Raw genomic sequence first — 15,167 nt, 5'->3', positions numbered from 1 at the left:
GATTTCTTACTAAGGGGAGATAGATATGGCAATGATAGAAGTGGAACATCTTCAGAAAAATTTTGTGAAGACAGTGAAGGAGCCGGGCTTGAAAGGGGCTTTGCGCTCCTTTATTCATCCTGAAAGGCAGACCTTTGAAGCGGTCAAGGATTTGACCTTTGAGGTTCCCAAGGGACAGATTCTAGGCTTTATCGGCGCAAATGGAGCTGGGAAGTCGACAACCATCAAAATGCTGACAGGGATTTTGAAACCGACATCTGGTTTTTGTCGGATTAACGGCAAGATTCCGCAAGATAATCGTCAAGATTATGTCAAGGATATTGGGGTTGTTTTTGGACAACGTACTCAGCTATGGTGGGACTTGGCTCTGCAAGAGACCTACACGGTCTTGAAGGAGATTTACGATGTGCCAGACTCGCTCTTCCATAAGCGCATGGACTTTTTGAATGAAGTCTTGGATTTGAAGGAATTTATCAAGGATCCCGTGCGAACTCTTTCACTTGGTCAACGGATGCGGGCGGATATTGCAGCTTCCTTGCTCCACAATCCCAAGGTTCTCTTTTTAGATGAGCCGACCATTGGTCTGGATGTTTCGGTTAAGGATAACATTCGTCGGGCCATCACCCAGATCAATCAAGAGGAAGAAACAACCATTCTCTTGACCACTCATGACCTGAGTGATATTGAGCAACTCTGTGATCGGATTTTCATGATTGACAAAGGGCAGGAGATTTTTGATGGAACGGTTAGTCAGCTCAAGGAAACCTTTGGCAAGATGAAGACACTTTCCTTTGAATTGGTGCCAGGGCAAAGTCATCTCCTTTCTCACTATGAAGGCTTTCCTGATATGACCATTGATAGACAAGGAAACAGCCTCAACATTGAATTCGATAGTTCCCGCTACCAGTCGGCTGATATTATCAAGCAAACCCTGTCTGATTTTGAAATCCGCGATTTGAAGATGGTGGATACGGATATTGAGGATATTATCCGTCGCTTCTACCGAAAGGAGCTCTAAGATGATCAAATTGTGGAGACGTTATAAACCCTTTATCAATGCAGGGGTTCAGGAGTTGATTACCTATCGAGTCAACTTTATTCTCTATCGGATTGGCGATGTCATGGGGGCTTTTGTGGCTTTCTATCTCTGGAAGGCCGTCTTTGACTCCTCGCAGGAGTCCTTGATTCAGGGCTTCAGTATGGCGGATATTACCCTCTACATCATCATGAGTTTTGTGACCAATCTCTTGACTAGGTCGGATAGCTCCTTTATGATTGGGGAGGAGGTTAAGGATGGCTCCATTATCATGCGCTTGTTGCGACCAGTTCATTTTGCGGCCTCTTATCTCTTCACCGAGCTTGGCTCCAAGTGGTTGATTTTTATCTCTGTTGGACTGCCATTTTTAAGTGTCATTGTCTTGATGAAAATCCTTTCTGGACAAGGTATTGTAGAAGTGCTGGGATCAACTGTCCTTTATCTCTTTAGCTTGACGTTCGCCTACCTGATTAACTTTTTCTTTAATATCTGCTTTGGATTTTCAGCTTTTGTGTTTAAAAATCTTTGGGGTTCCAATCTACTCAAGACTTCCATAGTGGCCTTTATGTCTGGGAGTTTGATTCCCTTGGCTTTCTTTCCCAAAGTGGTTTCAGATATTCTGTCCTTCTTGCCTTTCTCATCTTTGATCTACACTCCGGTCATGATCATTGTTGGGAAATACGATGCCAGTCAGATTCTTCAGGCGCTTTTGCTACAATTTTTCTGGCTCTTAGTGATGGTGGGCTTGTCTCAGTTGATTTGGAAACGAGTCCAGTCCTTCATCACCATTCAAGGAGGTTAGTATGAAAAAATATCAACGCATGCATCTGATTTTTATCAGACAATACATCAAGCAAATCATGGAGTACAAGGTTGATTTTGTTGTTGGTGTTTTAGGTGTTTTCCTGACTCAAGGATTGAACCTCTTGTTTCTCAATGTCATCTTTCAACACATTCCATCCCTAGAAGGCTGGACCTTTCAAGAAATTGCTTTTATCTATGGATTTTCCTTGATTCCCAAGGGACTGGACCATCTCTTTTTTGACAATCTCTGGGCATTGGGGCAACGATTGGTGAGAAAGGGAGAGTTTGATAAGTATCTGACTCGTCCTATCAACCCTCTCTTTCACATCCTAGTCGAGACCTTTCAGATTGATGCCTTGGGCGAACTATTGGTCGGTGGAATTTTACTAGCGACAACGGTATCTAGCATTGCTTGGACTCTTCCCAAGTTCCTGCTATTCCTAGTCTGCATTCCTTTTGCGACCTTGATTTATACTTCCTTGAAAATCGCGACAGCCAGTATTGCTTTTTGGACCAAGCAGTCAGGCGCCATGATCTACATTTTCTATATGTTCAATGATTTTGCTAAGTACCCGATTTCTATTTATAACTCGCTTCTTCGATGGTTGATTAGCTTTATCGTTCCTTTTGCTTTTACAGCCTACTATCCTGCCAGCTATTTCTTGCAGGACAAGGATGTCTTCTTTAATATCGGTGGTTTGATTCTGATTTCCCTTGTCTTCTTTTTCATTTCCTTGAAACTATGGGATAGGGGCTTAGATGCTTACGAAAGTGCGGGTTCGTAAGAGGAAGAAACTCAAAGCCTTGTCTCAGGACAGGCTTTTTTAATCGTGATGAAAATTTCTTGACATCTATTCTCAGAGTGCTATACTAAAAGGGTAATCGCCGATTTAGCTCAGTTGGTAGAGCAACGCACTCGTAACGCGTAGGTCACAGGTTCGATCCCTGCAATCGGCAGAATCAAGAAGCCCATTAGGGCTTCTTTTTCTTTTGTTACAAATACTCAACCACTTAGACAGAGATATTGACCAGATAGGCAAAAGGGCTTGTTCTTGAAAAATTCCTCTGCTATAATGATTCATGTAAGGGACGTGAGGGGTCAGTATCAGACAACTCAAGAACCAAAAAAAGAAAATGGAGACAAAAAAATGAAAAAATTATTGGGACTTGTATTCTTAGCAGCTGCTGCGCTAGTATTGTATTTCGGGTTTGTTGGATGGCCAAGTTTGGATGTCAACCTCTGGTCGCTCATTCCGGTAGGATTGTTCCTCTATTTCACACTAGAAAACTTTTTGAAAAAAGATTATAAGGCTAGTCTCATGTGCTTGATTATTGCCTTTATCATTGCAAATGCTATTTTGGACCTTTTGCCAATTTCAAGTGGTTTGGTGATTGGTGCAGGAGTGCTAGCTTGTGTAGGACTTGGCTACCTCTTTCCTGATAAGGATAAAAAAGAAGATAAATAGAAAAGTCTCGAGGTTTCTCGAGACTTTGTTTTTATTTACCAGCGTAGTATTTTTGGATGCCTTTCACAATACCTGCGACTAGTCTATCTTGGTATCGATCGTCACGAATCTGTTGATTCTCAGTGAAATTATCCATATAACCGAGTTCTAGGAGGATGGCTGGTTTGGCAGTTTCGCGTAGAACGGCAAAACTGCTTTCCAATAAGCCAGCGTCCTTGGCACCTGTTTCTGCAAGGAGAGAGGAGTGGATAGCAGCAGCGAGGCGTTTGCTTTCACTCATACGATCAGGGTGATTGTGCCAGTATTTATTAATCTTACTTGGATAATCAGGTTCATCGCTATAGGAGTAGGTTTGAATACCGCTCGCTTTTGAGTGAATGTTTCCAGTAGCATTGAAATGGATACTGATAAAGATATCAGAGTTGGTTTTATTTACCATTCTTGAACGCTCAGTCTTAAAATCAACGTCGATATCACTGTCACGTGATGTGAGGACCTTGTAGCCTAGTTCTTCTAGCTTAGCGCGCAGTTTGCGATAGACTTGCATGTTGAGATCTTTTTCGGCTACATTGTAGTAAAAGGCGCCGGAATCTCGACCGCCATGTCCGGGATCTAGGAAAATGGTATTGCTGTATTGACCTTTTACAAATCCACCTTCTGTTGAAACTTCAGAAATCCATTGGCCGTATTTTTGGAACAGGTGTTCCTTGCCGTCTATCTTGTAGGTTCCTGATACATAATGTCCGCTATCGTCCAAATAGTAACGAGCCTTGTAATAGTCGTCATAAATCCACTCATTTTTGGCCATATAGCCACCAGACTTGAGATAGTAGGCTCCAATCCATTCACGAGCCGCATAGGTTCCATTCGCTTTTAGATAGAACCAACTGTTGTAGGCCTTGTCAAAGATCCACTCTTTTTCAGCCATGGCTCCACTAGATTTGAGGTAGTAGCTTCCTTTCCATTTATTGGAAAGCATGACTCCATTTTGTTCAAAGGCGTACCAAGTTCCCTTGATTTTCTCCCATTTGTCTCGGCTGTATTTCCCATATTCATTAGCGTAATACCAATTTTGGTCAATCTTCACCCAGGAGTTTTCCGCCATAGCCCCGCTACTGCCGAGCAGGTAAGCACCAACGGTCGTTTTGCTGAGCATCACGCCGTTTTTGTCAAAATAATACCATGAACCATTAATTTTCTCCCATTTGTCTTGCGAGATTCTGCCAGATGGTGTGACATAATACCAATTTTGGTCAACCTTTACCCAGCCATTCTCCGCCATAGCCCCGCTTTTGGTAAGGAGATAACCATCAACGATTGTCTGAGTGAGCATGACACCATCTTTGTCAAAGTAGTACCAAACTCCTCCGATTTTTTCCCATTTTTGTTGGATGATTTTTCCAGACTCACTGGCGTAGTACCATTTACCCTCAAGAGCTACCCAGCCATTTTCTACCATGACCCCGTCTTTATTGAGAACATAGCCATCAAAAATGGTATCATTGAGTCGGTTTCCATCGTTGTCAAAATAGTACCACTTATCTTGAATTTTTTTCCATTTGAGGACAGGCTGATTGTTTTCATAGAAACGCCACTGTTTGTTTTCTTCCTGCCATCCTTCTTTTTTAGGAGCTTCTTCTTTTGCCTTGTCTTTTGGAAGTGTTGCAACCTCCTCTTCAGTTTTAGTTGAAAGATCTTTCTTATCTTCCTTAGAGTTGCTTTGTTCGGTGGTAGCAGGAGGATTAGCATTGCTTTCCTCTGCGTAGATAGGTGCTTGGGCAAATCCTGCCATTGAAAGGACAACAGCACTTGCCAATATAAACTTTTTCAACGATATTCTCCAATCATTATTTTCTAAGAAATATTATAAAATATGTCTGACGGCTTATCAACTATCAAACTGAACTTCTTCTAGTAAGTATTCGATAAAGCGTTCGCCCATCTTAGACAGGCTGGTTTTTTCATGCTGGATATAGACTAGTTCAATCGGATCGTCAATGTCCAGTGGAATAGAAACGATATTGTCTCCATTGAGGTTACTGTTCAAAATCCCTGTTGCGATCGTGTATCCGTCCAAACCAATCAAGAGGTTAAAGAGGGTGGCACGGTCACTGACTACAATGGATTTCTTGTGGTGCTCTTGTGAAAGAATCTCTTCTGAAAAGTAGAAGGAGTTGTGCGTCCCCTGATCATAACTCAGATAAGGGAAGTCTTCCAAATCAGCCAGTTTGACCTTGTCTTTTTTAGCTAGAGGGTTGGTCTTGCTGACAAAGATATGAGGCTGGGCGGTAAAGAGGTGGTGGGCCAAGAGGTGGTTGTCGTCCAGCATTTTCGTTAAAACATCACGGTTGTAACTGTTCAAAAAGAGGACACCAACCTCACTACGGAAGTTCTTGACGTCATCGATAATCTCCCAAGTCCGAGTTTCACGAAGGAAAAGCTCGTATTTTTCCATATCACTTTTCTTGAGCAGGGAGACAAAGGCATTGACTACAAAGGCGTAGTGTTGAGACGACACGCTAAAGAGTTCGCGGTGGGCGACAGGATTTTTATAGCGTTCCTCCAGAAGTTGGGTTTGCTCGACAACTTGACGAGCGTAGGAGAGAAACTCCATCCCATCACGGGTCAAGGTAATGCCCTTGGGATTGCGGATAAAGATTTCAATGCCCATTTCATTTTCCAAGTCTCGAACTGCATTAGAGAGACTGGGTTGGGTGATAAAGAGTTGCTTAGCTGCCTCATTCATAGAGCCAGTTTCGACGATTTTGATAATATAGTGTAGTTGTTGAATTCTCATGTTTTTATTGTACCACACTTGCGGAAGATTGGGCAATGAAGACGAAGAAAATAGGGGGAAAGAGCCGGTCCAGTATTGAAAAAAAGTATAAAATCTGTTAGAATGAAAGCTATGAAAACATTCTATGATGTGCAGCAATTTCTCAAACAGTTTGGCATTATTGTTTACATGGGGAAACGCTTGTATGATATTGAACTGATGAAGCTCGAACTCTCTCGGATCTATGATGCAGGTCTGATGGACAAGCTAGACTATCTAGAGGCGGAAGCTGTTCTTCGTAGAGAGCACAAGATAGAATTAGACTACATAGAGAAAAATGGAGATAAGAACTTATGACAATTTGGATTGTTTGGGGAATCGTTCTGGCGATGGCGGCATGGATGGGTTATAACTACCTTCGTATTCGTCGTGCGGCTAAGATTGTGGACAATGCAGAATTTGAAGCCTTGATTCGGAAAGGGCAGTTGATTGATGTCCGTGAACCAGCAGAATTTCACAGAAAACATATCCTCGGAGCCCGCAATATTCCTTCAAATCAGTTGAAGTCAAGCCTTGCAGCCCTTCGCAAGGATAAACCTGTCCTTCTCTACGAAAACCAACGCGGACAACGAGTGACCAATGCAGCACTTTATTTGAAGAAACAAGGTTTCTCTGAGATTTATATCCTCTCTTATGGATTGGATTCTTGGATTGGTAAGGTCAAGACTAGCTAATATTTTATTAAAAACTGTTGAATGGTAGATAAAGCTAGTATCTTAAGGTATCATCATTTATATTAAATTTAAGGAGATTTTATAATATGAATTCACAACAAAAGAAAAAACCTTCACTTATTTTAGGTATCCTATCTATTGTGCTCGGTTTGCTATCTCCAATAGTAGGTCTGGTTTTGGGTATCATAGGATTGGTCTTGGCTATTTCATATCAAAAAGAATCTGGACTGGACTATAAAACAGAAAAAATTCTCAATATTGTAGGACTTGTAGTTTCTGTCCTTAACTGGATATTAGCCATTGCAATAGTTTTTAGATAAGCAAAAACAAAAAAAGCTTCAAACATAAAGCTTTTTTTGTTTTATCGACTTATCTCTAAATAGTTTTTAATAATTTGTAACTCTTTCTGGTTCAAGGGACGGTATTGCCCTTCTGCTAGCTCTGAATCTAATGTAAAATCGCCGAACTGGACGCGTTTTAGTGCAGTCACCTTGACACTAACTGATAGAAACATCTTCTTGACCTGATGAAATTTTCCCTCTGAGATGGTGATAGAGGCACGGCTCTCGGTTGGACTTGCGGACAGAATGTCTAGTTTTGCTGGTTTACAAGTGATCTCATCTAAAAAGACGATTCCTTCCTTAAACTGCTGGATATGGTCTGACGTGAGCGGTCCGTTTACTACCACTTGATAGGATTTATCGACATGGTACTGGGGATGAAGGAGTTGAAAACCAAGCGGTCCATTGTCTGTCAAAAGCAGTAGTCCTGTCGTATCGCGGTCTAATCTGCCGACGGCATAGAGACTGTCAGACTGGATGTCAGGTGGAAGGAGGTCCATAACGGTTGGTAGTTCCTTGTCTTTATTAGCTGTGACGACACCAGCAGGTTTATGAAGCATAAGGTAGGTGTGCTCATAGCCTCGAATGATACGGCCCTGAAAAAGGAGTTCTTGTAGCCCTGTATCGATATTCTGAGCTAGGGAGCTGGCTGGACAATCGTCCACCAGGATTTCTTTTTTTAATAGAGCCTGTTTCATAGCCTTGCGACTGACCTTTTCTTGGGCTAATAATCTATCTAAACGCATACTAGCTTATCTTATCATAAGTCTCTGACTTTGAAAAGAGTTGCCTTGCTTAGAAAAGGAGAGTGAAAACATTTACACTTAGCTGAACTGTGATTTTTGAATGAGACTGTGGTATAATTGTTCAGTTAGAAATAAAAATTTAAATATTAGAGGAAATCATGACAAAATTAAGAGAAGATATCCGTAACATTGCGATTATCGCCCACGTTGACCACGGTAAAACAACCCTCGTTGACGAATTATTGAAACAATCAGAAACTCTTGATGCACGTACTGAATTAGCAGAGCGCGCTATGGACTCAAACGATATCGAAAAAGAGCGTGGAATTACCATCCTTGCTAAAAATACAGCCGTTGCCTACAACGGAACTCGCATCAATATCATGGACACACCAGGACACGCGGACTTCGGTGGAGAAGTTGAGCGTATCATGAAAATGGTTGACGGTGTTGTTTTGGTCGTAGATGCCTATGAAGGAACCATGCCCCAAACTCGTTTCGTATTGAAAAAAGCCTTGGAACAAGACCTCGTCCCAATCGTGGTTGTCAATAAAATCGATAAACCATCAGCTCGTCCAGCAGAAGTAGTGGATGAAGTATTGGAACTTTTCATTGAGCTTGGTGCAGATGATGACCAGCTTGACTTCCCAGTGGTGTATGCTTCAGCTATCAACGGAACCTCTTCCTTGTCAGATGATCCAGCTGATCAAGAAAAAACAATGGCACCAATCTTTGATACGATTATCGACCATATCCCAGCTCCAGTCGACAATTCAGATGAGCCTTTGCAGTTCCAAGTTTCACTTTTGGACTACAATGACTTCGTTGGTCGTATCGGTATCGGTCGTGTCTTCCGTGGTAGTGTAAAAGTTGGGGATCAAGTTACCCTTTCTAAACTAGATGGTACAACGAAGAACTTCCGTGTTACAAAACTCTTCGGTTTCTTTGGTTTGGAACGTCGTGAAATCCAAGAAGCCAAAGCAGGTGACTTGATTGCCGTTTCCGGTATGGAAGACATCTTTGTCGGTGAAACCATTACTCCAACAGACGCTGTTGAACCACTTCCAATCCTTCACATCGATGAACCAACACTTCAAATGACTTTCTTAGTCAACAATTCACCATTTGCTGGTAAAGAAGGTAAATGGGTGACTTCTCGTAAGGTGGAAGAACGCTTGCAAGCAGAATTGCAAACAGACGTTTCCCTTCGTGTTGACCCAACGGACTCACCAGATAAATGGACTGTTTCAGGTCGTGGAGAATTGCACTTGTCAATCCTGATCGAAACCATGCGTCGCGAAGGCTATGAGCTTCAAGTGTCTCGTCCAGAAGTTATCGTAAAAGAGATTGACGGTGTTAAATGTGAGCCATTTGAACGTGTTCAAATCGATACTCCAGAAGAATACCAAGGTTCTGTTATCCAAAGCCTTTCTGAACGTAAGGGTGAAATGTTGGATATGATTTCAACTGGTAATGGTCAAACTCGTTTGGTCTTCCTTGTTCCAGCGCGTGGTTTGATCGGATATTCAACTGAGTTCTTGTCAATGACTCGTGGTTACGGTATCATGAACCATACCTTCGACCAATACTTGCCACTCATTCCAGGTGAAATCGGTGGACGTCACCGTGGTGCCCTTGTTTCGATCGATGCTGGTAAGGCTACAACTTATTCAATCATGTCTATCGAAGAACGTGGTACCATCTTTGTCAATCCAGGTACTGAGGTTTACGAAGGAATGATCATCGGTGAAAACTCTCGTGAGAATGACTTGACAGTGAATATCACCAAGGCTAAACAAATGACCAACGTCCGTTCAGCTACTAAGGACCAAACAGCGGTTATCAAGACACCTCGTATCTTGACCCTTGAAGAGTCTCTTGAGTTCTTGAATGACGATGAGTACATGGAAGTAACGCCTGAGTCTATCCGTTTGCGTAAGCAAATCCTCAACAAGGCAGAGCGCGAGAAAGCCAACAAAAAGAAAAAATCAGCTGAATAAGAGCTAGAAAGAGATAAAGATGGTCTATTTAATCATAGGGATACTCTTATTACTACTCTATGTATTTGCGACACCCCAAAGTATCAAAGGAACAGTCAACATCGTTATCTTGGTCTTTGTAGTTGTTGCTCTCTTGATTTTGCTGATGTTGTCCATCTTGCAAATCTTCCAATTACCGACAGAATTCTTTGTCACAATCGCCATGCTGGCTCTAGCCTACTTTAGCTTGAGAGACATTACGCTCATGCCTGTAAAAAAGGGTAAAAGAAGATAATAGAAGAGGCTGGGTAATGACTCAATTTGAGGAGAAAATCTAGCAAATTTTTCCCTGATAAAACGCATAATATCAAGGTTTTTGAATGCCTGATATTATGCGTTTTTATGATTTTTAAAACTTTTTGAGCGACCTATTAGAAAGTGGATACTCTTACAATTATTTTGGAAATAATTTAATTTCTGATTTAACGTATATTTTCTCAGAAGGGCTATTATTCCAACTTTTTCAAGGGTAGTCTTATTTTGGACCGAAAGAAAAAGATTGAAGAGATCGTCCAAAATGAACTTTTCTTCAATCTGGAGGTTCGTACCTCTTTTTTTATTTCTTTTTCCGATTTAATACGGCATTGAGTACAATGGCGAGGAGGCTTGCCACGACGATTCCGTTTGAGAAGAACATTTGGAAGGCTGTTGGCATGCTGACAAAGAGATTACTATTGTTGAGTCCGACACCTGCAGCGATGGATACAGCTGCGATAAGGAAGTTGTGTTCATTGTTAGCAAAGTCAACGCGCGCTAGGATTTGCATTCCTTGAAGGGAAACAAAACCAAACATCACCAGCATGGCACCTCCAAGGACAGGACTTGGAATGATTTGGGCGAGGGCACCAAACTTAGGAAGGAGTCCAAGGAGGATTAGGAAACCAGCTGCGTAGTAGATTGGCAGGCGAGTCTTGATACCTGACAATTTAACCAAACCAACGTTTTGTGAAAATCCTGTGTAAGGGAAGGTGTTAAAGATTCCTCCGAGAAGTACGGCCAGACCTTCTGCGCGGTAACCGTTGCGCAGGCGCGTGCTGTCGATTGGGTCATTGGTAATATCTGACAAGGCCAGATAAACACCAGTTGACTCCACCATGGAAACTGTTGCGATGATGCACATCATGACAATAGAGGAGATTTCAAAAGTCGGTACACCAAAATAGAGGGGAGTTGGGACATGGACAAGCGGTGCTGCTGCAACAGGTGAGAAATCTACCAAGCCCATAGTAGCAGCAATGGCAGTTCCAACAACCAGACCAATCAAAATGGAGATAGACTTGATAAATCCTTTGGTAAAGATGTTAATCAAGAGGATAATCAGAACAGTAATAGCAGCAAGCAAGAGACTTTGACCAGTTGGCTCTGGAACGTTATTCCCCATATTTCCAATAGCGACAGGAATCAAGGTCAATCCAATAGTCGTAATAACAGATCCTGTTACGATAGATGGGAAGAGATTGGCAACTTTTGAGAAAATGCCGGAAATCAGAACTACATAAATCCCAGAAACGATAAGGGCACCAAACATAGCACCGCTACCGTGGCTTTGCCCAATCATAATTAAAGGAGCGACGGACTGGAAGGCAACTCCGAGAACGACTGGTAGCCCAATCCCAAAGTATTTGTTGAGTTGGAGTTGGAGGAAGGTGGCCACCCCACACATGAAGATATCTGTGGAGATTAGGTAGGTCAACTGCTCAGCTGAATAGCCAAGAGCTGTCGCAATCATGATGGGAACCAGGATAGAACCTGAGTACATGGCTAGTAAGTGCTGCAAGCCAAGAACGGCTGCTTGTGAGTGTTTTTCTTGTTTTTGCATTAGAGATCTGCCTCCTTAAATACGACCTGACCATTTTCAAAACGATCCAAGCGAGCCAGTGATAGGACTGGATACCCTGCTTTTTCAAGCAAATCACGACCATCTTGGAAAGATTTTTCAATTACGATACCAATCGCTTCAACTTTTGCTCCAGCTTGTTCGATGATTTGGATCAAGCCTTTGGCAGCTTGGCCATTAGCAAGGAAATCGTCAATAATCAAGACCTTGTCCTCAGGTGAGAGGAATTTTCCAGCGATGGAAACGGTGCTGGTCACCTGCTTGGTAAAGGAGTAGACTTGGGCGGTTAAGATACCTTCGTTCATGGTGACGTTTTTAGCTTTCTTGGCGAAAAGCATGGGAACATTCAAGGCTTCAGATGTAAAAACGGCTGGGGCAATGCCTGAAGCTTCAATGGTCACGACCTTGGTAATGCCAGCAGAAGCGAATTGTTCCGCAAATACCTTACCAATCTCTCGCATCAAGCTAAAGTCAACTTGGTGGGTTAAAAAGGAATCCACCTTGAGGATATTGTCCCCCAAGATATGCCCATCCTCGATGATGCGCTCTTCTAATAATTTCATAAGACCTCCTAAAGTCTAAAAGATGCTTCATTTGCTTGTCTAGAGTTTCTACTATGTAATAGAAAAAGGACCTACTTAATCCCCTAAGTAAGTCCCCAAAATAGGCATGGCCAAAACCATACCTCCAGCTGACATACTCATTGTTAGGTGTTCCGGCACCTTGTAGAAACGTCGTGCCAATTCACGACATAAACAAGTAAAATGATATTCAATTTTAAACAGGCTGCTGCCAATGTTTATATTTTACACCAATTAGCTTTATAAATCAAATATTTTGTTAGTAAATAGATCATAAAAGCGAACGAATAAAAGGCTGCAATGCTAGATAGTATTGTAGCCTTTTATTCTTCTATTCGCTAAATCTTAAAAAATAGCCATCTGGATCCAAGACTGCAAATTCGTGAGGATAGATGTAGTGATCCCCAACACGAAATGTTCTCTTAGTCAAAGGACGATAAATAGGATAGTTGGCCTCCAGCAGTTTTTGGTGGAGCTGAGGGACATCTTCAATACCAAAGGAAATATTGACACCGCGCCCGAAAGGATAGGTTAGTTGGGCTAATTCTTCTGTGCTGCCTTCTTCTAGCATAAGTTGGCAGTCTTCAAGCGAGAGGAAGAGAAATTTCTCCTCTGGACGCTCGTATTCGACAGAAAATCCCAGCAAATCGCAGTAGAAGTGGCGTGACTTTTCGAGGTCAGATACTACAAATTCAGGAATGACAGCTTGATAGTCCATTCGTTTTCTCCTTAGAGCTCAATCTCCATGACAATGGGTGTATGGTCTTGGCGCGCACCGGAGTCAATCATATCAGACTTGGTTACCTTGTCAGCCACGCGGTTGCTGGTCAGCCAGTAGTCGATTCTCCAGCCTGTATTGTTGATTTTAGAAGTCTTGCTACGTTGTGCCCACCAAGTGTAGCGTTCTGGAACATCGCCATGAACATGACGGAAGGTGTCGGTAAATCCAGTTGCCAAAAGGTTGGTAAATCCAGCACGTTCCTCGTCGGTAAATCCAGGTGAACGGCGGTTGCTGGCAGGATTTGCAAGGTCGATTTCATTGTGGGCTACATTGTAGTCACCGGTCGCAAGGACTGGTTTTTCTTTGTCTAGTTCAGCCAAGTACTCCGCATATTTGACATCCCAGACTTGGCGTTCTTCCAAACGTTTGAGGCCGTCGCCAGCGTTTGGAGTGTAAACTTGGGTCACGAAAAATTCATCAAATTCTAGAGTGATGATGCGACCTTCTAAGTCCATGGTAGAAGGGGCACCGATTTCTGGAAAAGTGACAGTGGGTGTGAGTTCTTTCTTATAAAGGAACATGGTTCCAGCATAGCCTTTGCGGGCAGGTTCTTGAGAAGAACGCCACGTGTTTTCGTAGTTTGGAAAGAGTTCAGCTAAAATTTCCAAGTGTTTTTTAGTAGGACCCTTGGCAGAAAGCTTGGTTTCTTGGATAGCGATGATATCAGCATTTTCAGCGACCAAGGTTTGTAGTACTTCTTGGGACAATTTGGCACGAGTTGAGTCACTAGTTAGGGCAGCATTGAGGGAATCAATATTCCATGAGATGAGTTTCATAAAGTTACCTTTTTCATTCAGATTATAGATTTTATTATACCAAAAAAGGTCCATTTCCCCAACGTATGGCTTGAAAAATCACTCTCTTTCGTTTATAATTAAGAATGATTTTATGAAAGGGAGTGAAAATAAATGAAATTTTACTCATATGACTATGTACTTAGCCAAATCAGTCAGCAAAATGGCATCATGATTGGCTTTGGGATTGTGCTCCTAGCTATCACAGGATTTTTTGCTTTTAAAGCCTATCGAGATAAAAAGGGGACTAAGTTTCGGGAATTGGTCATGATTTTGGCCTTGACCTTGGTGGCCATGCTTTTGGTGACAATCTCAAAATACCAGACCAATCAAGCCTCTAACAACCAATTTCAAACTTCACTTCATTTCATAGAGGTTGTTTCCAAAGACTTGGGAGTGGATAAATCAGAAGTTTATGTCAATACTTCTGCAGCCACTGATGGAGCGCTTGTCAAGGTAGGTCCAAATTTCTACCGCGCCATGAACGGGAGCCAACCAGACAAGTATCTTTTAGAGAAATTAGAATTGCATCAAACAGACGCTATTGAATTGGTGGAGGTAAATAAATGACACTCAATTATATGGAAATTTTAATCAAACTGGCCTTGGGTCTTTTCTCGCTTGTTTTTGTTATCAATGTGACAGGAAAGGGAAATCTGGCGCCTAACTCTGCGACAGACCAAATTCAGAACTATGTTCTCGGTGGTATTATCGGTGGGGTGATTTACAATAGTTCTATTAGCATTCTGCAGTACGCAGTGATTTTGATGATGTGGACGATTTTGGTCTTGACCCTCAAGTGGCTCAATAACAATGTTCGTTTTGTCAAACGCTTGATTGATGGAAAACCAACTCTCCTTATCAAAAATGGGCAGATTGACCCAGAAGCCTGTCGTTCAGTTGGTTTGTCTGCAGCAGAAGTTGCTCTCAAACTTCGTAGCCAAGGGATTTTCCAGATGAAACAGGTCAAATGCGCTGTGCAGGAGCAAAATGGCCAACTCATCGTGGTCCAAATGGGGGATGAAAATCCTAAGTATCCAGTTGTGACTGACGGTGTGATACAAGTCGATGTTTTGGAGTCGATTGGTCGTAACGAAGAGTGGTTGCTTGATAACCTCAGCAAGCAAGGGCATGACAATGTAGCCAATATCTTTATCGCTGAGTATGACAAGGGTGCGGTCACAGTCGTAACCTATGAATAAGAAAAACCTGGGGTCTTGGCCTCAGGTTTC

Annotated in this window: 18 protein-coding genes, 1 tRNA gene and 1 riboswitch; of the genes, 12 read left to right on the top strand and 7 right to left on the bottom strand. The window is 42.3% G+C overall.

The window, feature by feature from the left end; genetic code table 11:
- Window positions 1-25: 25 nt before the first annotated feature.
- From HMPREF0850_RS10815 to HMPREF0850_RS10795, 5 genes are all read left to right on the top strand, one after another.
- Complete coding sequence (locus tag HMPREF0850_RS10815; protein ID WP_001240820.1) at window positions 26-1,018, top strand: ABC transporter ATP-binding protein; 993 nt, start codon at window positions 26-28, stop codon at window positions 1,016-1,018.
- 1 nt (window position 1,019) lies between these two features.
- On the top strand, window positions 1,020-1,838 hold the full coding sequence (locus tag HMPREF0850_RS10810) for an ABC transporter permease (RefSeq protein ID WP_000594193.1): 819 nt from the start codon (window positions 1,020-1,022) through the stop codon (window positions 1,836-1,838).
- A gap of 1 nt (window position 1,839) precedes the next feature.
- Window positions 1,840-2,625 carry an ABC transporter permease gene (locus tag HMPREF0850_RS10805; protein ID WP_000760730.1) on the top strand — a complete coding sequence of 262 codons (786 nt, stop codon included), beginning with the start codon at window positions 1,840-1,842 and terminating at the stop codon, window positions 2,623-2,625.
- A 99-nt stretch (window positions 2,626-2,724) separates the two neighbouring features.
- A tRNA-Thr gene (locus HMPREF0850_RS10800) sits at window positions 2,725-2,797 on the top strand.
- 191 nt (window positions 2,798-2,988) lie between these two features.
- Window positions 2,989-3,306: a hypothetical protein gene (locus tag HMPREF0850_RS10795; RefSeq protein ID WP_000734656.1), complete on the top strand. Its 318-nt coding sequence runs from the start codon at window positions 2,989-2,991 to the stop codon at window positions 3,304-3,306.
- A 31-nt stretch (window positions 3,307-3,337) separates the two neighbouring features.
- Here the strand turns inward: HMPREF0850_RS10795 and HMPREF0850_RS10790 are convergent, their stop codons facing one another.
- The gene (locus HMPREF0850_RS10790) at window positions 3,338-5,137 is read right to left on the bottom strand and encodes an N-acetylmuramoyl-L-alanine amidase (protein ID WP_000713514.1); all 1,800 of its coding nucleotides are present in this window, start codon (window positions 5,135-5,137) and stop codon (window positions 3,338-3,340) included.
- A 57-nt stretch (window positions 5,138-5,194) separates the two neighbouring features.
- A complete protein-coding gene (locus HMPREF0850_RS10785; RefSeq protein WP_001222585.1) occupies window positions 5,195-6,103 on the bottom strand; it encodes a LysR family transcriptional regulator in 909 nt (302 codons plus the stop codon).
- A 102-nt stretch (window positions 6,104-6,205) separates the two neighbouring features.
- Between HMPREF0850_RS10785 and HMPREF0850_RS10780 the strand changes: the two genes are divergently transcribed.
- The 3 genes from HMPREF0850_RS10780 to HMPREF0850_RS10770 all read left to right on the top strand — a co-directional run bounded on the left by HMPREF0850_RS10780 (window position 6,206) and on the right by HMPREF0850_RS10770 (window position 7,136).
- Window positions 6,206-6,439: a YqgQ family protein gene (locus HMPREF0850_RS10780; RefSeq protein WP_000646473.1), complete on the top strand. Its 234-nt coding sequence runs from the start codon at window positions 6,206-6,208 to the stop codon at window positions 6,437-6,439.
- Window positions 6,436-6,816 (top strand): rhodanese-like domain-containing protein, encoded by a 381-nt coding sequence (locus HMPREF0850_RS10775; protein WP_000158120.1) that lies wholly within the window; start codon window positions 6,436-6,438, stop codon window positions 6,814-6,816. The genes HMPREF0850_RS10780 and HMPREF0850_RS10775 overlap by 4 nt, the downstream gene beginning before the upstream one ends.
- Window positions 6,817-6,902: 86 nt before the next feature.
- Window positions 6,903-7,136, top strand: a complete 234-nt coding sequence (locus HMPREF0850_RS10770) for a hypothetical protein (protein WP_001088142.1) — start codon at window positions 6,903-6,905, stop codon at window positions 7,134-7,136.
- Window positions 7,137-7,177: 41 nt separating this feature from the next.
- Here the strand turns inward: HMPREF0850_RS10770 and HMPREF0850_RS10765 are convergent, their stop codons facing one another.
- The gene (locus HMPREF0850_RS10765) at window positions 7,178-7,903 is read right to left on the bottom strand and encodes a 16S rRNA pseudouridine(516) synthase (protein WP_001235075.1); all 726 of its coding nucleotides are present in this window, start codon (window positions 7,901-7,903) and stop codon (window positions 7,178-7,180) included.
- 158 nt (window positions 7,904-8,061) lie between these two features.
- Between HMPREF0850_RS10765 and typA the strand changes: the two genes are divergently transcribed.
- Window positions 8,062-9,903, top strand: coding sequence for a translational GTPase TypA (gene typA, locus HMPREF0850_RS10760; RefSeq protein WP_000164119.1), 1,842 nt, complete (start codon window positions 8,062-8,064; stop codon window positions 9,901-9,903).
- A 19-nt stretch (window positions 9,904-9,922) separates the two neighbouring features.
- The gene (locus tag HMPREF0850_RS10755) at window positions 9,923-10,177 is read left to right on the top strand and encodes a DUF3165 family protein (protein WP_000262659.1); all 255 of its coding nucleotides are present in this window, start codon (window positions 9,923-9,925) and stop codon (window positions 10,175-10,177) included.
- Window positions 10,178-10,498: 321 nt separating this feature from the next.
- On the opposite strand, the gene HMPREF0850_RS10750 is transcribed toward HMPREF0850_RS10755, so the two are convergent.
- From HMPREF0850_RS10750 to HMPREF0850_RS10735, 4 genes are all read right to left on the bottom strand, one after another.
- Window positions 10,499-11,761: a nucleobase:cation symporter-2 family protein gene (locus HMPREF0850_RS10750; protein ID WP_001171654.1), complete on the bottom strand. Its 1,263-nt coding sequence runs from the start codon at window positions 11,759-11,761 to the stop codon at window positions 10,499-10,501.
- Entirely contained in the window at window positions 11,761-12,342 is a 582-nt protein-coding gene (locus HMPREF0850_RS10745; RefSeq protein ID WP_000770378.1) for a xanthine phosphoribosyltransferase, read from the bottom strand. Before HMPREF0850_RS10745 ends, HMPREF0850_RS10750 begins: the two co-directional genes overlap by 1 nt.
- 120 nt (window positions 12,343-12,462) lie before the next feature.
- Window positions 12,463-12,558: riboswitch (purine riboswitch) on the bottom strand.
- A gap of 133 nt (window positions 12,559-12,691) precedes the next feature.
- Window positions 12,692-13,078 carry a bleomycin resistance protein gene (locus tag HMPREF0850_RS10740; RefSeq protein WP_000386238.1) on the bottom strand — a complete coding sequence of 129 codons (387 nt, stop codon included), beginning with the start codon at window positions 13,076-13,078 and terminating at the stop codon, window positions 12,692-12,694.
- Window positions 13,079-13,089: 11 nt separating this feature from the next.
- Window positions 13,090-13,917 (bottom strand): exodeoxyribonuclease III, encoded by an 828-nt coding sequence (locus HMPREF0850_RS10735; RefSeq protein WP_004256024.1) that lies wholly within the window; start codon window positions 13,915-13,917, stop codon window positions 13,090-13,092.
- Window positions 13,918-14,049: 132 nt separating this feature from the next.
- Between HMPREF0850_RS10735 and HMPREF0850_RS10730 the strand changes: the two genes are divergently transcribed.
- The gene (locus HMPREF0850_RS10730; RefSeq protein ID WP_000675331.1) at window positions 14,050-14,505 is read left to right on the top strand and encodes a DUF3290 family protein; all 456 of its coding nucleotides are present in this window, start codon (window positions 14,050-14,052) and stop codon (window positions 14,503-14,505) included.
- Window positions 14,502-15,137, top strand: a complete 636-nt coding sequence (locus HMPREF0850_RS10725) for a DUF421 domain-containing protein (RefSeq protein WP_000174450.1) — start codon at window positions 14,502-14,504, stop codon at window positions 15,135-15,137. Before HMPREF0850_RS10730 ends, HMPREF0850_RS10725 begins: the two co-directional genes overlap by 4 nt.
- Window positions 15,138-15,167: the final 30 nt, after the last annotated feature.

The sequence above is a fragment of the Streptococcus sp. M143 genome, from assembly GCF_000162495.1.
Lineage (GTDB): Bacteria > Bacillota > Bacilli > Lactobacillales > Streptococcaceae > Streptococcus > Streptococcus dentisani.
This window is presented reverse-complemented; position numbering and strand designations above follow the sequence as displayed.

Bases quoted from the DNA above. Each gene is read 5' to 3' on its own strand.
- HMPREF0850_RS10785 (WP_001222585.1), bottom strand. From the start codon at position 6,103: ATGAGAATTCAACAACTACACTATATTATCAAAATCGTCGAAACTGGC.
- HMPREF0850_RS10805 (WP_000760730.1), top strand. From the start codon at position 1,840: ATGAAAAAATATCAACGCATGCATCTGATTTTTATCAGACAATACATC.
- HMPREF0850_RS10775 (WP_000158120.1), top strand. From the start codon at position 6,436: ATGACAATTTGGATTGTTTGGGGAATCGTTCTGGCGATGGCGGCATGG.
- HMPREF0850_RS10770 (WP_001088142.1), top strand. From the start codon at position 6,903: ATGAATTCACAACAAAAGAAAAAACCTTCACTTATTTTAGGTATCCTA.
- HMPREF0850_RS10815 (WP_001240820.1), top strand. From the start codon at position 26: ATGGCAATGATAGAAGTGGAACATCTTCAGAAAAATTTTGTGAAGACA.
- HMPREF0850_RS10810 (WP_000594193.1), top strand. From the start codon at position 1,020: ATGATCAAATTGTGGAGACGTTATAAACCCTTTATCAATGCAGGGGTT.
- HMPREF0850_RS10755 (WP_000262659.1), top strand. From the start codon at position 9,923: ATGGTCTATTTAATCATAGGGATACTCTTATTACTACTCTATGTATTT.
- HMPREF0850_RS10740 (WP_000386238.1), bottom strand. From the start codon at position 13,078: ATGGACTATCAAGCTGTCATTCCTGAATTTGTAGTATCTGACCTCGAA.
- typA (WP_000164119.1), top strand. From the start codon at position 8,062: ATGACAAAATTAAGAGAAGATATCCGTAACATTGCGATTATCGCCCAC.
- HMPREF0850_RS10765 (WP_001235075.1), bottom strand. From the start codon at position 7,903: ATGCGTTTAGATAGATTATTAGCCCAAGAAAAGGTCAGTCGCAAGGCT.
- HMPREF0850_RS10750 (WP_001171654.1), bottom strand. From the start codon at position 11,761: ATGCAAAAACAAGAAAAACACTCACAAGCAGCCGTTCTTGGCTTGCAG.
- HMPREF0850_RS10795 (WP_000734656.1), top strand. From the start codon at position 2,989: ATGAAAAAATTATTGGGACTTGTATTCTTAGCAGCTGCTGCGCTAGTA.
- HMPREF0850_RS10725 (WP_000174450.1), top strand. From the start codon at position 14,502: ATGACACTCAATTATATGGAAATTTTAATCAAACTGGCCTTGGGTCTT.
- HMPREF0850_RS10780 (WP_000646473.1), top strand. From the start codon at position 6,206: ATGAAAGCTATGAAAACATTCTATGATGTGCAGCAATTTCTCAAACAG.
- HMPREF0850_RS10735 (WP_004256024.1), bottom strand. From the start codon at position 13,917: ATGAAACTCATCTCATGGAATATTGATTCCCTCAATGCTGCCCTAACT.
- HMPREF0850_RS10730 (WP_000675331.1), top strand. From the start codon at position 14,050: ATGAAATTTTACTCATATGACTATGTACTTAGCCAAATCAGTCAGCAA.
- HMPREF0850_RS10745 (WP_000770378.1), bottom strand. From the start codon at position 12,342: ATGAAATTATTAGAAGAGCGCATCATCGAGGATGGGCATATCTTGGGG.